The organism is Yersinia sp. Marseille-Q5920 (assembly GCF_946902935.1).
Lineage (GTDB): Bacteria > Pseudomonadota > Gammaproteobacteria > Enterobacterales > Enterobacteriaceae > Yersinia > Yersinia rochesterensis.
In genome coordinates, this window is sequence record NZ_CAMPQA010000004.1 from 1 (window position 1) to 18,535 (window position 18,535).

An 18,535-nucleotide genomic window follows, 5' to 3' on the forward strand; every position below is an offset into this window, starting at 1 on the left:
GTGATTTGAGAGAAATTAAGATTTTCAGCGAAGTTCCGAGATTGGATTGGCTGGCTGTGTGATATTGCATAGCGGGTTAATTGAAACAGAATTTGCCTGGCGGCCATAGCGCGGTGGACCCACCTGATTCCATGCCGAACTCAGAAGTGAAACGCCGTAGCGCCGATGGTAGTGTGGGGTCTCCCCATGCGAGAGTAGGACACTGCCAGGCATCAAATAAAGCCGAGACCCCATGCCAAAAGCGTGGGGTTTTTGCTATGTGGAAAAGAAAAAGAGAAAAGCCTTCTGCTGCGCAGAGGGCTTTTTTTATGTATCCACTTAAAACAAGATACAATATGAGTATATTGATCGGTTAGACTAGCGCCAGTAGTTCTATAGGTAATCTTAGTTAACTGCCTGATAAAGACTATAGCCAGTGACTGCGCCAGCGACATCCCAGGCAAAATCTTTCCAACTCCAGCCCGTGCCAGCTTGGCGGCTATCATATAGCTCTTTAGCTGCGCCGATACTTATCGAAAATAGTAAACCGAAATTGCGGCTTTTGGCATCTGACCAATTCTGATGTTCACCATAAGCTGTACCCGCAGCGGCTAGTGCTGCAGAGGCAAAAAAATGTTGGGCTTTATCTTTTCCCGTCCAGCTATCGTTGGCCATATGGGTACATGCAGAGCTGGTGAAAAGTAACGGGGCAATAATTAAAGGGCGAAGATAAGGTGGGCACCACATGCCGTTCCTCCCCTGGCTGGAGACAGAAAACCCGGTAATAGAACCGGGTTTTTTGTTTGAATTTTACAGAATACGACTAATGAGTCGGTCGATACGAATTCTGCGTAAGCGGCGGATCAGTTTACGCACCTTGACCGGATACTGCTGAATATTCTCAAGTTCAAGGTAGTGTGAAACAACTTTAGTATGAGTTCGAATACATTCCAGCTCTTTTGCACGCTGCTCATGCATCTCATGCTTAGGATCGTGGATCAAAATGGCATTTTCCAGATCCAGACGCCATGCACGTGGATTCAGATTGTTCCCCGTGATCAACTGCCAGTTATTATCTACCCACATCCCTTTCAGATGATAAGTATTGTCGCCATCTTTCCATAAACGAACAATCAGTTGACCATTATCTATAAAGCGCTGTAAGCGGCTAAGGAAGCGGCGCAAGTTGATTTCATATAGGTATGGTAAAGCACCAATGATTTTAAACGGCTGATCTTCGGGAATATAAAAGTCGTTCGCTGTTTTGTCACCAACAATAATCTCAACCTGTTTACCTTCGCGCAGTAGATAAATGATATTACGAACTAACAATGCGGGCAGGTTGAAATAGGGCGTACAAATAGTGAGGCGTTCATCAGCGGAAGCCATTAAATGATGAATAGTTTTGTTGAGTTGGCTTTTTTTACCTAGCCCAACCAGCGGAGTGACTGCTAATTCATCATTGCCAGCTTGTGCTGGAAATTGATAACCGATATCTCGCAGTGATGATCGAAACTGCCGAGTTTCGTTTTTGATCTCAGGATTAGTGGGGCGATCAATGCGATCGAGACGCTGAACGGCACCTGCACTCAGAACTCGTTGCTTCACATAATCAACCATAATATCGGCTAATGATTGATTCGTAATTAATTGATAACGGTCATAACGATATTTATCGTTTTGATAGAGATAGACATCATTGATGCTGGCACCACTGTAAATTACGGTATCATCAATGATAAAACCTTTCAGATGCAACACACCAAGGGCTTCGCGGGTATTCACCGGGACACCGTAAACCGGAACACAGATATCTGGGTGCTTGTTTGCCATCTCACAATACCAATCTGCATTAGTATTAACAGCGGCGGCCCCGATGCGGCCTCGTTGGGCGCGATGCCAATCCACTAATACACAAATTTCCAGCTCAGGATGCCGCTGTTTGGCCTGATAGAGAGCGCTCATCACATCACGGCCTGCATCATCCTGCTCAAGGTAAAGCGCCACCAGATAGATACGTTTGGTCGCCTGGCCTATTAGTTCCAGCAGAGTTGAGCGGAAAACTTTGGGGCAATAAAGCGTTTGGACATCATCAACTGACTGGGGGAGTTTGGGCAGTTGTGCAAGGTGTTGTTGATGTTTGCTACGTTTGAATTTTGACAACATCACAGTGCGCTTCTTCTCTTGTTATTTGATGGCAGAACCGCCATATCAAAAAAAACACTAATCCATAGAGTCGGGCGATAATACCACTACTTTTCTGGATTGTGCGCAAGTTTTGCCAACCGTAGACCGAATCACTTATCTATGTGGCCTATATCACAGCGATTCAGGTGATTGAAATCAAAGTGTCAGCTCCAGATTAACGATGCCATCTTCCATTTGCACATCAATACTAAAACCCAGTTTCTTCGCCAACCCAATCATACCCCGATTATTGGGCATGGTGACTGCTGTTAGCCGAGTTAACCCATGGCTGCGGGTGTACTGGATCATTTTCTCGAGCAACTCCCGCCCCAGCCCCAGTCCTTTTAAATCTGAGCGCACCAAGACAGCGAACTCCGCATCAATATTGTCAGGGTCAGATAGCGCGCGCGTGACACCAATAATTTCCGGGCCAGTTGCATTTTGACGCACCGCAACAAAGGCCATTTCCCGATCATAGTCAATCTGTGTCATGTTCGCCAAATCATCGTGGCTGAATTCGTTGATTTCACTGAAGTAGCGATAGTAGAGATCTTCTTTAGTGACTTGATCAATAAACAGTTTTAGCAGCGGCTCATCCTCCGGCAAGATAGGGCGGAATAAGCAATGAGAGCCGTCTTTTAGTATCACGGTTTGTTCCAACTCGTGCGGGTAGGGGCGGATAGCCAGTCGCGCTTGTGGGTCGCCAGTGACGGGAGCTAACTGCATTGATACATCCAGCAGCGTGAACTCACTGCCAGAAGCAAGCACGGGGTGAATATCTAAACGCGAGATTTCAGGGCAGTCGAGAATCAAGTTGGAAACTTGTACTAGCAAACGGCTCAGGCCAGGAATGTCGAGAGGTTGCAGTGAGCCGCGGCTGCGGATTTTTCCACCTTTGACCGCCTGGATTATCAGATAGCGGGCTAATGCCATATTGAGAGGCGGTAATGCAACTGCGGCCTGCGTTTCATGGTGCCATTCAATGCCGCCTTCCCCCAGCATAATGAGTGGGCCAAAAATGGCATCTTGTTCCACAGCAATCCGTAGCTCCTGCGCCCCAGCGCGGTTTGCCATACTTTGCACCAATAAACCGTCGATACGGGCTTGGGGATAAGTGCGTTTCACGCGATCAAGAATATCGTCCGCTGCCCGTTGCACTTCGATTGCGGTACGCAGGTATAACATGACTCCCTGAACTTCGGATTTATGCGCAATATCTGGCGAGCGTAATTTGATGGCAACCGGATAGCCCAACCGCTCAGCAATATGTACTGCTTCGACACTGTCACTGGCAATCCAGGTTGGCAACATGCTGAGGCCATAGGCTTCAAGGATCGGCTGCACTTCATGGGTATCAAGTTGGGTCGTACCTTCTGCCAGGGCCTGGCGAATTAACTGGTGCACATGGGCGGTATTGGCCGTGAGGCCGATAGGCAAGGCTGGAGTTTCTTTTAACTGCTTTTGGTTACGGCGATATTCAACCATGTGCATAAAGGCGGTTATCGCGCCTTCTGGCGTGCGATAGGTCGGAATACCGGCCTCCGTGAATAAACGACGGGCATCTTGTGATGAATATTCACCGCACCAATTAGTTAGCAAGGTAATGCGCTTACCGCGCGGGTGCTGGCGGATGGCCGATATCAATAACTCAGAGGTTTTACCGCCCGGTGCCGCTGCGCTCGGTGAGTGGATAAGCAACAGCGCGTCGTAATCGGTGCTGTCCAATAAGGGTTTAAGCGCCGCTAAATAGCGCTCAGCGCTGGCATCATCCCGCAGGTCAATCGGATTTCGTAAGGAAACAAAAGGCGGTAGTGCCGCGCTCAGGGCGGATTGCGTGGTATCAGACAGTGTTGCCAGCTTGCCATTACGGCTAATCAACTCATCCAAGGCCATTGCCGCCGGGGCTGCGCCATTGCTGACAATCAGTAACCGCTCCCCGCGCAATGGGTGCATATGGCTTAGTGTTTCGACTGCCGAAAATAGCTCGTGAGTATCTTGAACCCGCAACAGACCCGCGCGCTGAATGGCTGCGTCATAGGCAGCATCCAACCCTTGTTGGCCATTGAGTAATTGTTGGGCACGTTGGCTGCGGCCGCTTTTGACCACCAGAATGGGTTTATTGCGCGAGGCACTGCGGGAGGCGGATAAGAAGCGGCGCGCATCACTGATATGCTCAAGATACAACATGATAGCGCTGGTTTTCCCATCTCTGGCGAGGAAGTCGAGCAAGTCATCGACATCAATGTCCAGGCTATCACCGAGAGCAATGAAGTAAGAGAATCCCACTTCGCGTTGCTGCGCCCAGTCCAAAATGGTGTTGGCAACTGCCGCTGATTGGGAGATAAACGCCAGCCGCCCTTTTTTGATAGGCACTGGCGAGAAGCTGGCATTTAACCCTTGCCACGGAGCCAGTAAACCCAGACTGTTTGGGCCAAGTAAGCGCATATGGTGGCGTTGCGCGCAGGCTTTCAGTTCAGGGAATTGTTCAGTTGCCGCCGACAGGATAATCACCGCTTTACAACCCCGAGTCCCTAAGTCTTCCAGCAGTGATAGGTTACGGCGGTCATGGGTGCACAAAATGGCCAGGTCGGGGGTAATGGGTAGGCTGGCGATATTTGCGTAAGCCAGCACACCACAAACGGCTTTATGAGTAGGAGTAACAGGTAGAATCGGGCCATTAAAGCCGCCATCGAGCAAATTACGCATCATTAGAAAACCCGCGCGCTCCGGTTTTTCAGATGCGCCAATGACCGCAATAGACTTGGGGCGTAGTAGGGCTTCTAATCCACGTTGGCTCATATTATCCCCGTCATCTTTCAAGTTGCAGGAGTGTTGATTGCGTCCGGTTACTCAGCCCATTCATGGCCATCGCCTCTACGAGGTTGCCGCAAACAGCGTTCAAATTTGTTCCCGAATCACTGACTGGTCAGTGACCTTAAAATAAATAGACTTATCGGGATGCACTTACTTGCCGTCTTCCTGTCCCCTCAAATCTATTGGGGGTCAGTCAAAGACAGCTTTATTGATTTTATGCGATTTTTTCGGTATTTGCTGTGACTCGGCCCACTGGATGGTGAGGTTTTCCTGCTAAATATTGCTGGCGGAAATAATGAAAATGGGCAGTTAATCCATCGGCGGCATGAATATCACCAGCTTGCTGGAGTAGGGCTGCAGCAACTTCGACGGTGCAATGTTGTTCCGGGCGTGCTGCTTCTCGCAGCATATAATCCGAGGTATTGCTGACATTCAGCGACAATATCGGTAGTCCGCTAAGATACGGGCTTCTACGAAACATTTTTTTAGCTTCAGTCCAGGTACCGTCCAGCAGAATAAATAACGGTGGTTTATCGCTGACAGGTAATTGATTGAAGACTTGCCGCTCGGGGTCGGCATATTTTTCTGGGAAAACCACATAAGGTTGGCGCTGAGGGTCGCGTATCGCGGCTAACAGCTCAGGGGAAACTTCTGTTCGCGCCCAGAGAAAAGCTTGAGTGTTTGGCAGAATATTAGCAATTAAGCGGCCAGTATTACTGGGCTTGAGGGGTTCAGTATCAAACATTATCAGGCAAAAACGGCTGTTGGCCGGCTGTTGTTTGATGGTGTCACACAAGCAAAATCGCTCAGTTAACAGACAGCCTTGGCAGCGAATAGCACGGCAACCACGGGCGCGATAAGGGCGGGTGGATGCGGATAACCGCTGCTGGCGCAAACGCAATACTGCATTTTCCGTCGGTAAAGCATTTATGACCGTCGGTAAAATAGGGTCGGTGGTGGATGATTCAGTCACGACGGACTCCTGAAGAAATAGCGCTATTCTAATCAACCCTTGTGCCCAGTCATACCATAAAAGAAAAAACAACACTCCAACAGAAAACTGTCAGGGTGCTGTTTTGGATTATAACCACACTTTATCGGGCACTTGAGTGGCCCCGAAGGGTGATAAATGAGTTAAACTAGCTTAGCGCGCGGTAGGTTCCACTGATAATTGCTCATTTAACCAATTATCAAAAGGTGCCTTTGGCAATGCGCCGCTAAGCATGTCGACCATTTTGCCGTTTCGATACAGCATAATGGTGGGAATGCTGCGGATACGGAAACGCGCGCTGAGTGCGGGTTCTGCTTCAGTATTGATTTTAACGAAGCGAACTTTTCCGGCTCGCTCTGCGGCAACATCTTCAAAGATGGGCGCGAAGCTGCGGCAAGGGCCACACCATGGTGCCCAGAAGTCTATGACCACCGGCAGGTCATCTTGCAGCAGTTTATCCAGTGTTTCGGCGGTGGCGTTAATGACTTCGCCATCAAATAAAGAGTGGCCGCAGCGCCCACATTTAGCGCCGTCATCAATACGTGCTTCCGGTAGGCGATTGGTCGCCATACAAGCTGTACATACCGTATTCATAAATTAGCCTTTATTGAGTATCTGAGTAGATTGAGGGAAACCATACAGTCAATGTGACCTGAATTGTTTCGTTGTTGTTATCTATTATGGATATAAATGAAGTTAGTGCCAAAATGGTTTATTCGATGAATACGATAGTTGCTAGCTTTTAGCGCTTGCTTATGGCTAACCGAGCAGACATCAGGTAATCTTCGCGCCCTGCGCGTTGGTGGAGAAGACAATGAACGATTCATTTAGTGGCAAAAACGGCAAAGTTAAAGTGATGTACGTCCGTAGTGACGAAAACAGCAGCGACGACCGTAGTAACAATAACCGTGGTAAAAACCCGCGTCCGGCAGGCAAAGGCCGCCCGGGTGATAATGCCGGTCGCGGCAGCTCATCGCGTAATAATGACTCACGTCGTAATGATTCAGGCCGTAATGAACGCACGAGTCCTAGCCGTCCGGCGCGTTCTGACAGCAGTGGCCCTTACGATTCACCGTGGAAAACGGTGTCTCGCGCCCCCACTGAAGAACCCGAGTTTGATCACGGCGGTATCAGCGGTAAAAGCCATGTAGACCCAGCGCAATTGCGCCGTCAGCGGGCTGAAGAAACACGCGTTTATGGCGAAAATGCCTGTAAAGCGCTGTTTGAAAGCCGTCCTGATGCTATTGTGCGCGCTTGGTTTGTGCAGTCAGTTACCCCTCGTTTCCGTGAAGCATTGAAATGGATGGCGGCTAACCGCAAGGCTTACCATGTGGTTGAAGAAGATGAACTGGCTAAAGCATCTGGCACTGAACACCACGGTGGCGTGTGCTTCCTGATTAAAAAACGTCAGGGTTTGGATGCAGAAACTTATCTGCAACAACAGACTCAGGCGAAAGATTGCGTGTTGGCACTGGAAGATGTGGGTAACCCACATAATCTGGGCGGCATTATGCGGACCTGTGCGCATTTTGGTATCAATGGCGTGTTGCTGCAAGACCCCGCAGTGTTGGAGTCTGGTGCGGCTGTTCGTACAGCAGAAGGCGGTGCAGAGCATATCAAAGCAATCAATGCTGATGACTTCCTTTCTGTGTTGGATACTTTCCGTAAAGCGGGCTACACCATAGTGACCACCTCAAGCCATAAAGGTGTCAGTCTGGCGAAAGCTGAGCTACCAGCCAAAATGGTGTTGGTCTTAGGGCAAGAGAGTGATGGCCTGACTGACAGCGCTTGGCAGCAGGGCGATGTGAGTGTCTCTATTGGCGGTACTGGCAAAGTTGAAAGTTTGAATGTGTCAGTGGCGACCGGTATTTTGCTGTCGGAGTGGTGGCGTCAAAATCAGGCTTAATTCATTCGTCGTTGCAATAGCTAAAATATAAAGTAACAAGTTGATAAGCGGGGAAATGTGCCGAATGGGTCGTAACGGCGTAAGCCGTCGGAGCGCCCATTGGTGCAGTCACCCCGCTAATCTCCGAACTATAAAATAGCTTGGTTGATAACCTTAAAGGGCGCTGATGATAAGTCAGCGCCCTTTTTTTATTAGTCAGTTTTTGCTGCTAGTGCGCGCCACCGCCTCCGCCGCCGGAGGTAAATGGCGGTTTAGCAAACCACACCAGTGCCAGTAGCAGTAGGAACACGCCCGCCGAGAGCCAGAAAATCTCATTAGCCGAGATAATCAGCCCTTGATTGGTAATTTCCCGTGCCAGATAAGCCGATGCTTGCTGCTGATTCATCCCCAGTTTCTCGAGATCCTGATACATTTGCGTGGCATTCGGGTTAAACGGGTTAACAAATTCCGTCAACTGTGAATGGTGCATCGATTCTCTTTGCGTCCACAAAGTGGTGGTGATTGAAGTACCAATCGACCCCGCCAGTGTTCGCAGGAAGTTAGATAAACTGGATGCCGCCGCCATACGCTCTGGCGGTAAACCGGACAAAGTAATCGCCGTCAGTGGCATAAAGAAGCAGGCAATAGCAAAACCTTGCACAAACTGCGGCCACGCCGAGGCACCAAAATCCATTCCCGGTTCGAATGTATATGCTCGCCAATAGAAACAAACCGCATACATAATGAAGCTGAATGTGACTAATTGACGCATATCAATTCGATGTGAGAAGCGCCCAATTATGGGTGACAATAGCACCGGTAATATCCCCACCGGCGCTGATGCCAAGCCGGCCCAGGTGGCGGTATAGCCATATACCTCCTGTAATAGCTGTGGCAGCAAGACTATCGCGCCGAAGTACAACATATAGGCCAGGCTGATACACAAACAACCAATGGTAAAGTTTCTCGATTTGAATAATGACAAATCGATCACCGGATGGTCGTCGGTTAGCTCCCACACTATCAGGAAGATAATGGCGATCACGGCAATGACCGTCAGGACGATTATCTCGGTCGAGTTAAACCAGTCCAGCTCCTTACCTTGGTCAAGCATGATTTGTAGGGCACCGATACCCACCACCAATAATACCAACCCCACGGTATCAATAGGTTTGATTTCAGTTTTGGTCTCGCGCCCTTTCAGGGTGCTGCCCGCCACTAAAATGACCACCAGCCCGATTGGGATGTTGATAAAGAAGATCCAGCCCCAGTGATAGTTGTCACTGATATAACCGCCGAGGATCGGCCCAAAGATTGGGGCGACAACAATCGTCATCGACCACAATGCCAGGGCCATACTTCGCTTCGCGGGCGGGTAGTTATTCAGTAGCAAACTTTGTGACAATGGGATCAATGGGCCTGCGACCAACCCTTGAATAACCCGGAAGAAGATAAGCATCCCCAGGCTGTTTGACACGCCGCACAGCCATGAGGCCAGTGCGAATAACCCCGTCGACCACAGGAACAATCTGACTTCACCGATGCGTTTTGCCAGCCAACCGGTGATAGGGATGGAAATCGCATTTGCTACGCCGAATGAAGTAATAACCCATGTACCTTGGGAGTTGGACGAGCCAAGATCCCCGGCAATGGTCGGAATAGCTACGTTAGCAATAGTGGAGTCCAGCACCTGCATGAAAGTCGCTAATGATAGCGCGACGGTCATCCAGGCAAGTTGGGCACCTTCAAGCGGTTTTTGTGCCACAGTGGCCCCCGGTGCGCTTAACTTGCATTTGCATCAATATTAACCCGCATTTGCATGAACAATATCGCTAATCATTTGATTAACCGGCGCTAAATCCAAGGACAGCGCGTTGGTGACAAATGCCGGTTCTTTGCGCACGTTTTGTGCTAACACTTGGCCTTCGACATCGGCGGTATCTACCCGCACCCTGGTCGATAAGCCAATGCGCAGCGGATGCTCAGCCAACTGTTTGGCATCAAGCTGAATACGCACCGGCAAGCGCTGAACCACTTTGATCCAGTTACCGGTAGCATTTTGCGCGGGGAGCAGTGAGAAAGCGCTGCCCGTTCCCATATCTAGGCCAACAACTTTTCCTTGGAAAACCACATCATCGCCATAGAAATCAGTCACTACCGTGGCGGGTTGGCCAATTCGCATATTGGCTAACTGTGTTTCTTTGAAGTTGGCGTCAATCCACATTTCGTTAGCTGGAATAACCGCCATCAGTGGCGCACCATTGGCAATTTCCGCGCCCACTTGCACACTGCGGCGCGACACAAAACCGGTGATGGGGCTGACCACTTTGGTGCGTTGCAGGGCAAGCCAGGCATCGCGCAACTTGGCAGCAGCTTGCTCGACGGCCGGTTGTTTCTCCAACGGAGTGTTCAGCACCAGCGCCTGATTGGCGTTATATTGTGCAATCGCCACGTCCAATGAAGCTTGTGCAGCATCCACGGCATCACGGGCGTGTTGCAGTTCTTCGCGGCCAATGGCATCAACAGAACCCAGCACCACACGGCGTTTCAGGTCATTTTGTGCTTTGCTCAGCTCGGTTTTTTTCAGCGCAATATTGGCTTGATATTGCTGGCTGTTAATCATGAGCTGGTGGGTTTGGCGCACACTATTTGCCAGTGCGGTTTTTGCCTGCTCATAAGCTTGTTCGGCATCAGTTGGGTCAAGTATCAGAAGAATATCGCCACTTTTGACCAAGTCAGTATTTTCAAAATTAACACTGACGACACTGCCGGGAACCTGCGACATTATCTGTACCTGATTGCCCGAAACATAGGCGTTATCAGTCTCTTGGTGATGACGCAGCACCAGGAACCAATAAATAAAGTAAGCCACCCCGATAATAATAAAAATACCCGTCAGTAACAGCAGCACGCGTTTACGTTGCTTCTTTTTATTCTGCGGTTGTTGCGGCACTTGAGCTTCCGCGCTTGCACTCATGGTGTTCTCCACGCTCTATATTATTTTGTTTTATTTTGTGAACCATCACTGATGGGCGCTTGATAGCCACCGCCGAGTGAACGGATCAAACCAATCTTGGCCTGCAATAAATTGTTGCTGGCACTGAGTTAGGATTGCTGCTGTTGTAGATATTGTGACTGGCTAATCAACAGTTCATCGCGCCGCCGCTTGTTTTAGCGAAGGTGAGGTTTGCAAGCTTTGGGGTCATCAAAGCATTAAGTTGGGGATCTTCCAGTACTAATGAGCCTCATCAGAGGCTCTGCTGGCAGGCCAGCGCAAGCGCTGTTCAAAATGGTTTACAACCCATTTATCAATCGCTTGCCGCCTTCCTGCAACTCGAATTATTTAGGGTGTAGATATATTGGAATTATTGTTCCGATATGTCCATTTGGTCTAAACGCGTCAGTAACTTGCGCGTCAGCGTTTCAAGCTGTTGCTGCTCGTCGGCGTCAAGTGTTGACCAAAGAAAATGCAGACACTTATGTTGTGGGGGCAGTAATTGATTTAAAAACTCAAGGCCCGCTTCGGTTAGATGCAAATGCAAACAACGGCGGTCATTGTGGCTTTCACGACGTTCAATCCAGCCTTTCTTTTCCAACTCGTCAGCAATACGGGTGGCATTGGTACGTGAAGACCCCAATGCAGCACTTAATTCTGACGGCTGAATACTGTGGCTCGCTTGTGCTTCCAGCGTAATTAGCGCCATAAACAGGGTTTCGTTAATTCCTTGCGCTTTCAGCATTTTGTTGCGGTTTTCCAACAATTTACTGTGCATATGCATACATAATCGCGTCAGTAGGATTTCCTGGTAAGGGAAATCTTTCTGGCGTTTGGCTCGAGAATTAAGCATCTGTTCTATGGGACTAAAGGAACTTTCCATTATAAGGAGCCTCATTGATTTCAAGTGGTACAGTAACGGTAGTGACTAATAATGTAAACGGGTTAATAAGAGAAAAATTTAGCAATTAGTGTTATTCAGTCACTGTGTGTGAGTCATTAGTCTTATTGATTGTAAGGATATTATGTTTTAGTTAAGAAATCAGGCAAATTGTTACGCTAAAATCATCAGTAACTTAAATGTCAGGCCGTAGCTGATTGCCCCCAGTAACGTGGCAAAGATAATACTGTTAGTTTTATAAAAGCATCCGCAGATAACCAAAAAACCAATAAGTGTAGGAACTAATTTTTGTGGGTTATGCATAATTTCCGGTGTACTGGATACCACCAACAAAGCACAAATCGAGGCGATCCCGATGCTGTCGAGCAACAGTGACACTTTACCGCGTTGCAGACCCGCTTGTTTGCGTGCTGGCCCAAGGCGCAACGGCAAATAGCGAAACAGGTAATTTACAGTTCCCACCACCAGGCCAATAATCAGCACATCCAAATTCATGGTTTCTGCTCCTGTTTATCACTCTCAGCATATTCTACGGCCGCTTCTGGCGCGGGTTGGAGTAAGGCCGCCAGACATCCGCCGCCAATTCCGGCCAAAATAGCCACTGGAATAGAGAACAACAACACACCGAGCAATGCGCCGGTCAAAGAGGCCATCACCGTGAGGCTGTATTGGCGTTTAAATGATGCCAATAGGAAACTGAGAAACAGCGCTGGCAACATAAAAGAAAGAGAAGCTTCAATGGCCGGATAATTTTCCAGCGGGCCATTACCAAACATCGCGCCGATGGCGGTGCCTGCCACCCAAGACAACCAAGAGGTGAACGCGATGCCGAGCATCCAATTCTCACTCCAGCGCCGTTGGTCTTTCATTAATTTGGTGGTGGCGGCGGCAAACACTTCATCCGTCAGGCCAAAGGCCCACAGGGCGGTTTTTTTGCCGGATAACTTTGCCACAATGCGGTGTTTCAGTGCGGGGCCGTACAAGATATGGCGAACATCCATTGCCATGACAGTTAATGCGGAAACCCACAAGGACATCCCGGCACTGAGCAGGGCGGTGATGACGAATTGGCTGGCTCCGGCATAAATGATGCAAGAAAAGAAAATGCCTTCCCAGGGGGTGAAGCCAAGTTTTACCGAACTCAAACCAAAGGCGAAAGCCACGGGCAAATAACCAATAACAATGGGGAGGCTATCTGTTATTCCTTCAGTGAATGTAGCTGTCGACTGATCCGTCGAGGGGGCGTCGGTGATTTGGCTTGGCATAGAATCATCTATAGATTATTTGGGCTACGGGATAAAGTTAAGTCACATTACCAGAGTGGTAATTGTCTTAATACCCTATAACCCAAATTTATATCTCAATTGATTATTAGTTAGCTAACTAATCAAGATCACTCCACAGGTTGATTGGCCGGGGGATCAAATCGTTTACCGAGTAGCCAGGTGGTAATGTTCAAAATACATAACACCAGCCCGGCGCTGGCGACGCCATACCAACCCGCATGTTGATAGGCGGCGGCAGAAATCAATGAACCCAAAGCCCCACCAATAAAATAAGTGGTCATATAGCCCGCAGTTAAGCGATTTCTGGCTTCCGGCATCATGCGGTAGATCACGCTCTGGTTGGTGACATGCACCCCTTGAACGGCCAGGTCTAACACGATAATCCCGATAATCAGTGCGATGATTGAATGTTGCCCCAAAGCTATTGGTATCCATGACAATAGCAATAATACCAAGCCGGCACTGGTGGTGATGCGGGCTTTTCCTTTATCTGCCAATTGGCCTGCTTTGGTGGCCATTAATGCCCCCGCCGCCCCGACTAAACCAAACAACCCGATAGTGGCTTCTGAATAACCAAAAGGTGGCGAAGCCAGCAGGAAAGCCATAGAGGTCCACAAGACACTGAAGTTGGCAAATGACAGAGCACCAAGCAAGGCGCGGGTGCGCAGCACCGGAGTGCGGATAAATAAAGAAAATATTGAGCTGAGCAACTGACCATAATTCAGGCCGCTATGATACTTATAGCGCGGCAGATAGCGCCATAAAATCAACGCCATAATTATCATCAAGATACTGGCAACCCAATAAATGGTGCGCCAGCCGCCAATCGAGGCCAATGCGCCCGCCACGGTTCGCGCCAGTAAAATACCCAGCAACAGGCCGCTCATGATAATACCGACTACTTTGCCGCGTTTTTCGGGGGCGGCCAGTGTGGCGGCTAATGGCACCAGTAATTGTGCTACCACAGAGAACAAGCCGGTGAGGGCGGTGCCGACAATCATCATGGTGAGATTTTGCGACATGGCGGTAATCAACATCCCACCCGCAGCCAACAGGGTCATACTGACAATCAGCCCGCGCCGTTCAAACATATCCCCCAAAGGAACCAGGAACATTAGCCCCACCGCATAGCCCAACTGGGCGGCGGTCACGATAAAACCGGCCTGATTGACTGAAAGATTAAAGGCTTGCGCGATAGTTTCCAGCAATGGCTGTGCATAATAGTTGCTGGCGACGGCCAGTCCGGTGGCGATCGACATTAGCGCGATCAAGGCTGGACTCAGCCCCAGTTTTTCAGTTTTTTGTATCATGAGAAATTATTCGAAATTGAGAAGAGAAACAGTATTAGATAAATAAGTGGGATACACCAATGGATAGTTCACTATTTACAACAACAAAAACTTATCGCTATCACGCCATGCCGGGAATGCTTTTCGGTAACTCAGCAGCGCTTCCAAAGATAATTCCGCATCCAGTTGCGCCGCTTGCCCCACTTCTGCTTGGGTCAGAATCTCACCTTGAGCATCTAAAATGACACTATCACCCTGATAATAATGGCCATTGTCATCATCACCTACCCGATTGCAGCCCGCGACATAAGCTTGATTTTCTATCGCCCGCGCCGCCAGCAAGGTTTGCCAATGTTTGGCGCGCGCGGCTGGCCAGTTAGCCACATACAGAGCTAAATCATAATCTTGCTGATTGCGTGACCACAGCGGAAAGCGCAGGTCATAACAGACTTGCGGCAGAATTCGCCAGCCGCGCCACTCGACAATTTTGCGCTCGGCCCCGGCCAGATAGTGATGGTGCTCACCGGCCATGCGGAATAAGTGGCGTTTGTCATAGTGATGGATTTTCCCATCCGGCTGCGCTAACAGAAAACGGTTAACTGCGCCGTCGGCTGTTTTTAGCGCCACACTGCCGCCAATCAGAGCATCGGTGCGCGCCGACCAATAGCGCAACCAGTTGATAACCTCGGATTCTGGCAGGGTATTTTCCGCCGCATTCATCGCAAAACCTGTGGTAAACATTTCTGGCAGCACGATGACATCACGCTGCTGTATGGATTCTAGCAGCATCTCAAAGTGACGCAGATTCGCCGCTGCATCCAGCCACACTAGCGGTTGTTGCAGCAAAGTCAGTTTTAAAGTTGACACAATCGCTCCGCGGCGGCGTCCAGCGTGGCATTCTGTTTGGCGAAGCATAGCCGGATCAGTTTATGGGGGAAGGGGCCTTCGCAGAAGACGGATAAAGGTATTGCGGCCACACCCACATGCTCGGTCAGCCATTTGCAGAACTCAACATCGTCGAGATCTGAAATAGCACTGTAATCGGCCAGCAGGAAGTAGGTTCCTTCACTGGGTAGAATTTTGAAGCGGCTGGTGGAGAGCGCATTGACGAAACGATCGCGACGAGCGCGATAGAATTCCGGCAATTGTTGCCAGTGTTCCGGCTCACTATTAAGCATGTCAGCCAGTGAAAACTGTACTGGAGTACAGACTGAAAATGTCAAATATTGATGAATTTTGCGTACTTCTGCACTGATCGCGGCTGGTGCGATGCAATAGCCCGCTTTCCAACCGGTCATATGAAAAGTTTTGCCAAAAGAGGAAACCGCAATGGCCCGCTGGCGTAATTGTGGGTGTGCCAATACGCTGGCATGGCCCGCCGGGCTGAAACAGATATGTTCGTAAACTTCATCACTGAGAACATAAATATTGCGCTCAGCAATCACTTGCCACAGTTGCTCAAAATCTTCTGCGCGCCAAACCGTCGCCGATGGATTATGCGGCGTATTCACAATCACCAGCCGGGTGCGCTCAGAAATCAGGTCGGCAAACTCCGCCCAGTCGGTGGCGAATGCCGGAGGTTTGAGCGCAATGCGCTTGAGGATGCCGCCAGCCAATTTAACCACCGGAGCATAGCTGTCATAGCTGGGATCAAAGCAAATCACTTCGTCGCCAGGGCGCACCAGCGCGGTAATGGCAGCAAATAAGGCCTCACTGGCACCGGTGGTGACAGTGACTTCGCTGTCGGCATCGGGCTGCCAGCCGTAGATTTTAGCTGTTTTCGCCGCGATAGCCGTGCGCAGCGGAGCCACGCCGGTCATCGGAGCATATTGGTTAGCCCCCTGACTCACATGGTAGGCTAATCGTTGCTTTAAATAATCTGGGCCATCGAAATCCGGGAAGCCCTGCGACAGGTTAATAGCTTGATGCTTTTGTGCTAAGGCACTCATTTGCGTAAATATTGTGGTGCCCTGTGTGGGTAATTTACTGTCTGGAATAAAAGATAAAGAGCTCATGGCAGGTGAATACTCCTGGCGCTGTATGTTGCCGTAAATATATCACGATGTTAATATTTGGCAATCAAGACGTTTGGATGTTTAAACGGCTAAATGACTTAATTGACTAAGTATAGATAAATTTGTGCTAAGGGTAATCGTCAGGCCGCTTGCCATGGGAATATGTTCTGATATCAATATCACTACAGCCAACACCACTACAGCCAACACCACTACAGCCAACATCACTACAGCCAACATCACTACAGCCAAAACCACTACAGGGATATGCAATGACCGAAAATGTACAACTTGGCGCGCTGTTAGCCGCCTGCCACTGGATTGGTGAGAAGGGCTGGTGCCCGGCGACTGGCGGCAATATGTCCCTGCGATTGGATTCAGCCCAATGTTTGGTGACGGAGTCGGGCAAAGATAAAGGGAGTTTGACCGCCGATGATTTTTTGCTGGTGGAGACGGCGACTAACCATGTCCCTGGCGGGCGCACCCCGTCGGCGGAAACTGGCCTGCATACTTTGCTTTATCGTCTGTATCCAGAAATCAATGCGGTCTTGCATACTCACTCGGTGAATGCCACGGTGCTATCACGGGTCGAGCGCAGCCATGAGTTGGTATTGCACGGCTATGAGATGCAGAAATCTCTCGCGGGGCAGCGCAGCCACCTGGACAGCGTGGTGATCCCCATTTTTGATAATGATCAGGATATTCCTGCATTGGCACAGCGGGTTGCTGCGCTGGCGGATAATAATCCATTGCGTTACGGCTTTTTGGTGCGCGGGCACGGTTTGTATTGCTGGGGCAATAGCGTGTCTGAAGCCCGCCGCCATTTGGAAGGGCTGGAGTTTTTGTTCCAGTGTGAACTGCAACGCCGCCTGTTGGACACAAATTATAAAGCGGAGGCAAAATGATTCAGGCAATAGTGACCGATATTGAAGGCACCACCACCGACATCCGTTTTGTCCACCAAGTGCTTTTCCCTTATGCCCGCGAGCGGCTGACGTCTTTTTTGCAACAACATCAACAGGATGCAGAGGTTGCCGCCGCATTGGCCAGTTTACGGCACGAGATTGAACAGCCGGATGCCGATATTGCAACGCTGACCACCACGTTGCATGGTTTTATGGATGAAGACCGCAAATCCACCGCGCTAAAAGCCATTCAGGGCATTATTTGGCGCAGCGGTTATCTGCAAGGGGATTTTCGCGGTCACTTGTATTCAGATGTTGCCCCGCAACTGGCGGACTGGCAGCAGCAAGGGCTGAAACTGTATGTTTATTCATCCGGTTCGGTTGCTGCGCAGAAATTATTGTTTGGTTACAGTGATGCGGGGGATTTACAGCCATTATTCAATGGTTATTTTGACACCCATGTTGGGGCGAAGCGCGAAGTGAGCGCTTACCAGAATATTGCCAATCAGTTGGCCATTGCCCCGCAAGCATTACTGTTTTTATCTGATATTCGCCAGGAACTGGACGCCGCACAGCTTGCCGGTTGGCAAACTTGTCAGTTAATTCGAGATCTTCCCGACAGCGAAAGCCGTCATCCCCAAGTCAGCCGTTTTGATGAGATAGACATAGAGGGTTTTACAGCATGAGCGGATTAACCATTTTTAGTGATGAGCAGCCAGAACAGCCGCTGTGGCAAAGCCGCAATGCTGAGGAAATTCAACAGCAATTGACCGCTATTGGTGTGCGGTTTGAGCGCTGGCAGGCGGATCGCGAACTGGGCGAAAACCCACAACCGGAAGCGGTGATTGCAGCTTATCAGCATGAAATTGACCGGCTGGTGGCGGAAAAAGGCTATCAGAGTTGGGATGTGATCAGCATGCGCCCTGATAATGAGCAGCGCGAAGTATTGCGCGAGAAATTTTTATCAGAACACACCCACGGTGAAGATGAAGTGCGTTTCTTCGTCGAGGGGAGCGGGTTATTTTGCTTGCATCTGAATGGCAAGATTTATCAAATTTTGTGTGAAAAGAATGACTTGCTATCAGTGCCAGCAGATACTCGCCATTGGTTTGATATGGGGTCAGCACCGAATTTCACGGCTATTCGAGTATTTGATAATCCCGAGGGTTGGATAGCGCGTTTTACCGGCGATAAGATTGCCGATGCCTACCCACGTCTGAATTAATCCCCTTAGTCCTTAAAGCCGCAGGGGCGTTAGCTGCGCTCGCCTACCTGCGACTCCAATGAC

At 49.6% G+C, this 18,535-nt stretch carries 17 protein-coding genes, 1 rRNA gene and 1 pseudogene; 5 read left to right on the forward strand and 14 right to left on the reverse strand.

Annotation, left to right across the window (positions count from 1 at the left end; translation table 11 throughout):
- Nucleotides 1–95: 95 nt before the first annotated feature.
- A 5S ribosomal RNA gene (rrf, locus tag OVO64_RS06845) occupies nt 96–211 on the forward strand.
- A 173-nt stretch (nt 212–384) separates the two neighbouring features.
- On the opposite strand, the gene OVO64_RS06850 is transcribed toward rrf, so the two are convergent.
- The 5 genes from OVO64_RS06850 to trxC form a co-directional block, all read right to left on the reverse strand.
- Nucleotides 385–726, reverse strand: coding sequence for a YfiM family lipoprotein (locus tag OVO64_RS06850; protein WP_038631304.1), 342 nt, complete (start codon nt 724–726; stop codon nt 385–387).
- 63 nt (nt 727–789) lie between these two features.
- Nucleotides 790–2,142, reverse strand: a complete 1,353-nt coding sequence (gene pssA / locus OVO64_RS06855; protein ID WP_390613834.1) for a CDP-diacylglycerol--serine O-phosphatidyltransferase — start codon at nt 2,140–2,142, stop codon at nt 790–792.
- 180 nt (nt 2,143–2,322) lie between these two features.
- Nucleotides 2,323–4,965, reverse strand: coding sequence for a bifunctional acetate--CoA ligase family protein/GNAT family N-acetyltransferase (locus OVO64_RS06860; protein ID WP_267248680.1), 2,643 nt, complete (start codon nt 4,963–4,965; stop codon nt 2,323–2,325).
- 229 nt (nt 4,966–5,194) lie between these two features.
- On the reverse strand, nt 5,195–5,953 hold the full coding sequence (locus tag OVO64_RS06865; RefSeq protein ID WP_145510023.1) for a tRNA-uridine aminocarboxypropyltransferase: 759 nt from the start codon (nt 5,951–5,953) through the stop codon (nt 5,195–5,197).
- A gap of 171 nt (nt 5,954–6,124) precedes the next feature.
- The gene (trxC, locus tag OVO64_RS06870) at nt 6,125–6,565 is read right to left on the reverse strand and encodes a thioredoxin TrxC (protein ID WP_038631312.1); all 441 of its coding nucleotides are present in this window, start codon (nt 6,563–6,565) and stop codon (nt 6,125–6,127) included.
- Nucleotides 6,566–6,785: 220 nt separating this feature from the next.
- On the opposite strand from trxC, the gene OVO64_RS06875 reads away from it, so the two are divergent.
- Nucleotides 6,786–7,877 carry a tRNA/rRNA methyltransferase gene (locus OVO64_RS06875; protein WP_038631314.1) on the forward strand — a complete coding sequence of 364 codons (1,092 nt, stop codon included), beginning with the start codon at nt 6,786–6,788 and terminating at the stop codon, nt 7,875–7,877.
- Nucleotides 7,878–8,085: 208 nt separating this feature from the next.
- On the opposite strand, the gene emrB is transcribed toward OVO64_RS06875, so the two are convergent.
- The 9 genes and pseudogenes from emrB to OVO64_RS06920 form a co-directional block, all read right to left on the reverse strand.
- Nucleotides 8,086–9,621 (reverse strand): multidrug efflux MFS transporter permease subunit EmrB, encoded by a 1,536-nt coding sequence (emrB, locus tag OVO64_RS06880; protein ID WP_038631317.1) that lies wholly within the window; start codon nt 9,619–9,621, stop codon nt 8,086–8,088.
- 39 nt (nt 9,622–9,660) lie between these two features.
- Nucleotides 9,661–10,833: a multidrug efflux MFS transporter periplasmic adaptor subunit EmrA gene (gene emrA, locus OVO64_RS06885; protein WP_145510024.1), complete on the reverse strand. Its 1,173-nt coding sequence runs from the start codon at nt 10,831–10,833 to the stop codon at nt 9,661–9,663.
- Nucleotides 10,834–10,853: 20 nt separating this feature from the next.
- A pseudogene (locus OVO64_RS06890) lies at nt 10,854–11,015 on the reverse strand (transporter); the annotation flags it as partial.
- Nucleotides 11,016–11,221: 206 nt separating this feature from the next.
- Nucleotides 11,222–11,734, reverse strand: coding sequence for a transcriptional repressor MprA (gene mprA, locus OVO64_RS06895; RefSeq protein ID WP_038631321.1), 513 nt, complete (start codon nt 11,732–11,734; stop codon nt 11,222–11,224).
- A gap of 171 nt (nt 11,735–11,905) precedes the next feature.
- A complete protein-coding gene (ygaH, locus tag OVO64_RS06900; protein WP_038631323.1) occupies nt 11,906–12,247 on the reverse strand; it encodes an L-valine transporter subunit YgaH in 342 nt (113 codons plus the stop codon).
- The gene (locus OVO64_RS06905; RefSeq protein ID WP_038631325.1) at nt 12,244–13,017 is read right to left on the reverse strand and encodes an AzlC family ABC transporter permease; all 774 of its coding nucleotides are present in this window, start codon (nt 13,015–13,017) and stop codon (nt 12,244–12,246) included. Before OVO64_RS06905 ends, ygaH begins: the two co-directional genes overlap by 4 nt.
- Before the next feature lie 128 nt (nt 13,018–13,145).
- Entirely contained in the window at nt 13,146–14,345 is a 1,200-nt protein-coding gene (locus OVO64_RS06910; protein WP_267248711.1) for an MFS transporter, read from the reverse strand.
- Nucleotides 14,346–14,423: 78 nt separating this feature from the next.
- Nucleotides 14,424–15,194, reverse strand: coding sequence for an amidohydrolase (locus OVO64_RS06915; protein ID WP_050291404.1), 771 nt, complete (start codon nt 15,192–15,194; stop codon nt 14,424–14,426).
- Nucleotides 15,182–16,342, reverse strand: a complete 1,161-nt coding sequence (locus OVO64_RS06920) for a pyridoxal phosphate-dependent aminotransferase (protein WP_038631332.1) — start codon at nt 16,340–16,342, stop codon at nt 15,182–15,184. Before OVO64_RS06920 ends, OVO64_RS06915 begins: the two co-directional genes overlap by 13 nt.
- Before the next feature lie 272 nt (nt 16,343–16,614).
- Between OVO64_RS06920 and OVO64_RS06925 the strand changes: the two genes are divergently transcribed.
- From OVO64_RS06925 to OVO64_RS06935, 3 genes are read left to right on the forward strand one after another with little or no spacing between them, the layout of a single operon-like run.
- Nucleotides 16,615–17,247: a methylthioribulose 1-phosphate dehydratase gene (locus OVO64_RS06925; protein WP_038631334.1), complete on the forward strand. Its 633-nt coding sequence runs from the start codon at nt 16,615–16,617 to the stop codon at nt 17,245–17,247.
- Nucleotides 17,244–17,933 carry an acireductone synthase gene (mtnC, locus tag OVO64_RS06930; RefSeq protein ID WP_038631336.1) on the forward strand — a complete coding sequence of 230 codons (690 nt, stop codon included), beginning with the start codon at nt 17,244–17,246 and terminating at the stop codon, nt 17,931–17,933. Before OVO64_RS06925 ends, mtnC begins: the two co-directional genes overlap by 4 nt.
- Complete coding sequence (locus tag OVO64_RS06935) at nt 17,930–18,472, forward strand: 1,2-dihydroxy-3-keto-5-methylthiopentene dioxygenase (RefSeq protein ID WP_038631338.1); 543 nt, start codon at nt 17,930–17,932, stop codon at nt 18,470–18,472. The genes mtnC and OVO64_RS06935 overlap by 4 nt, the downstream gene beginning before the upstream one ends.
- Nucleotides 18,473–18,535 lie beyond the last annotated feature (63 nt).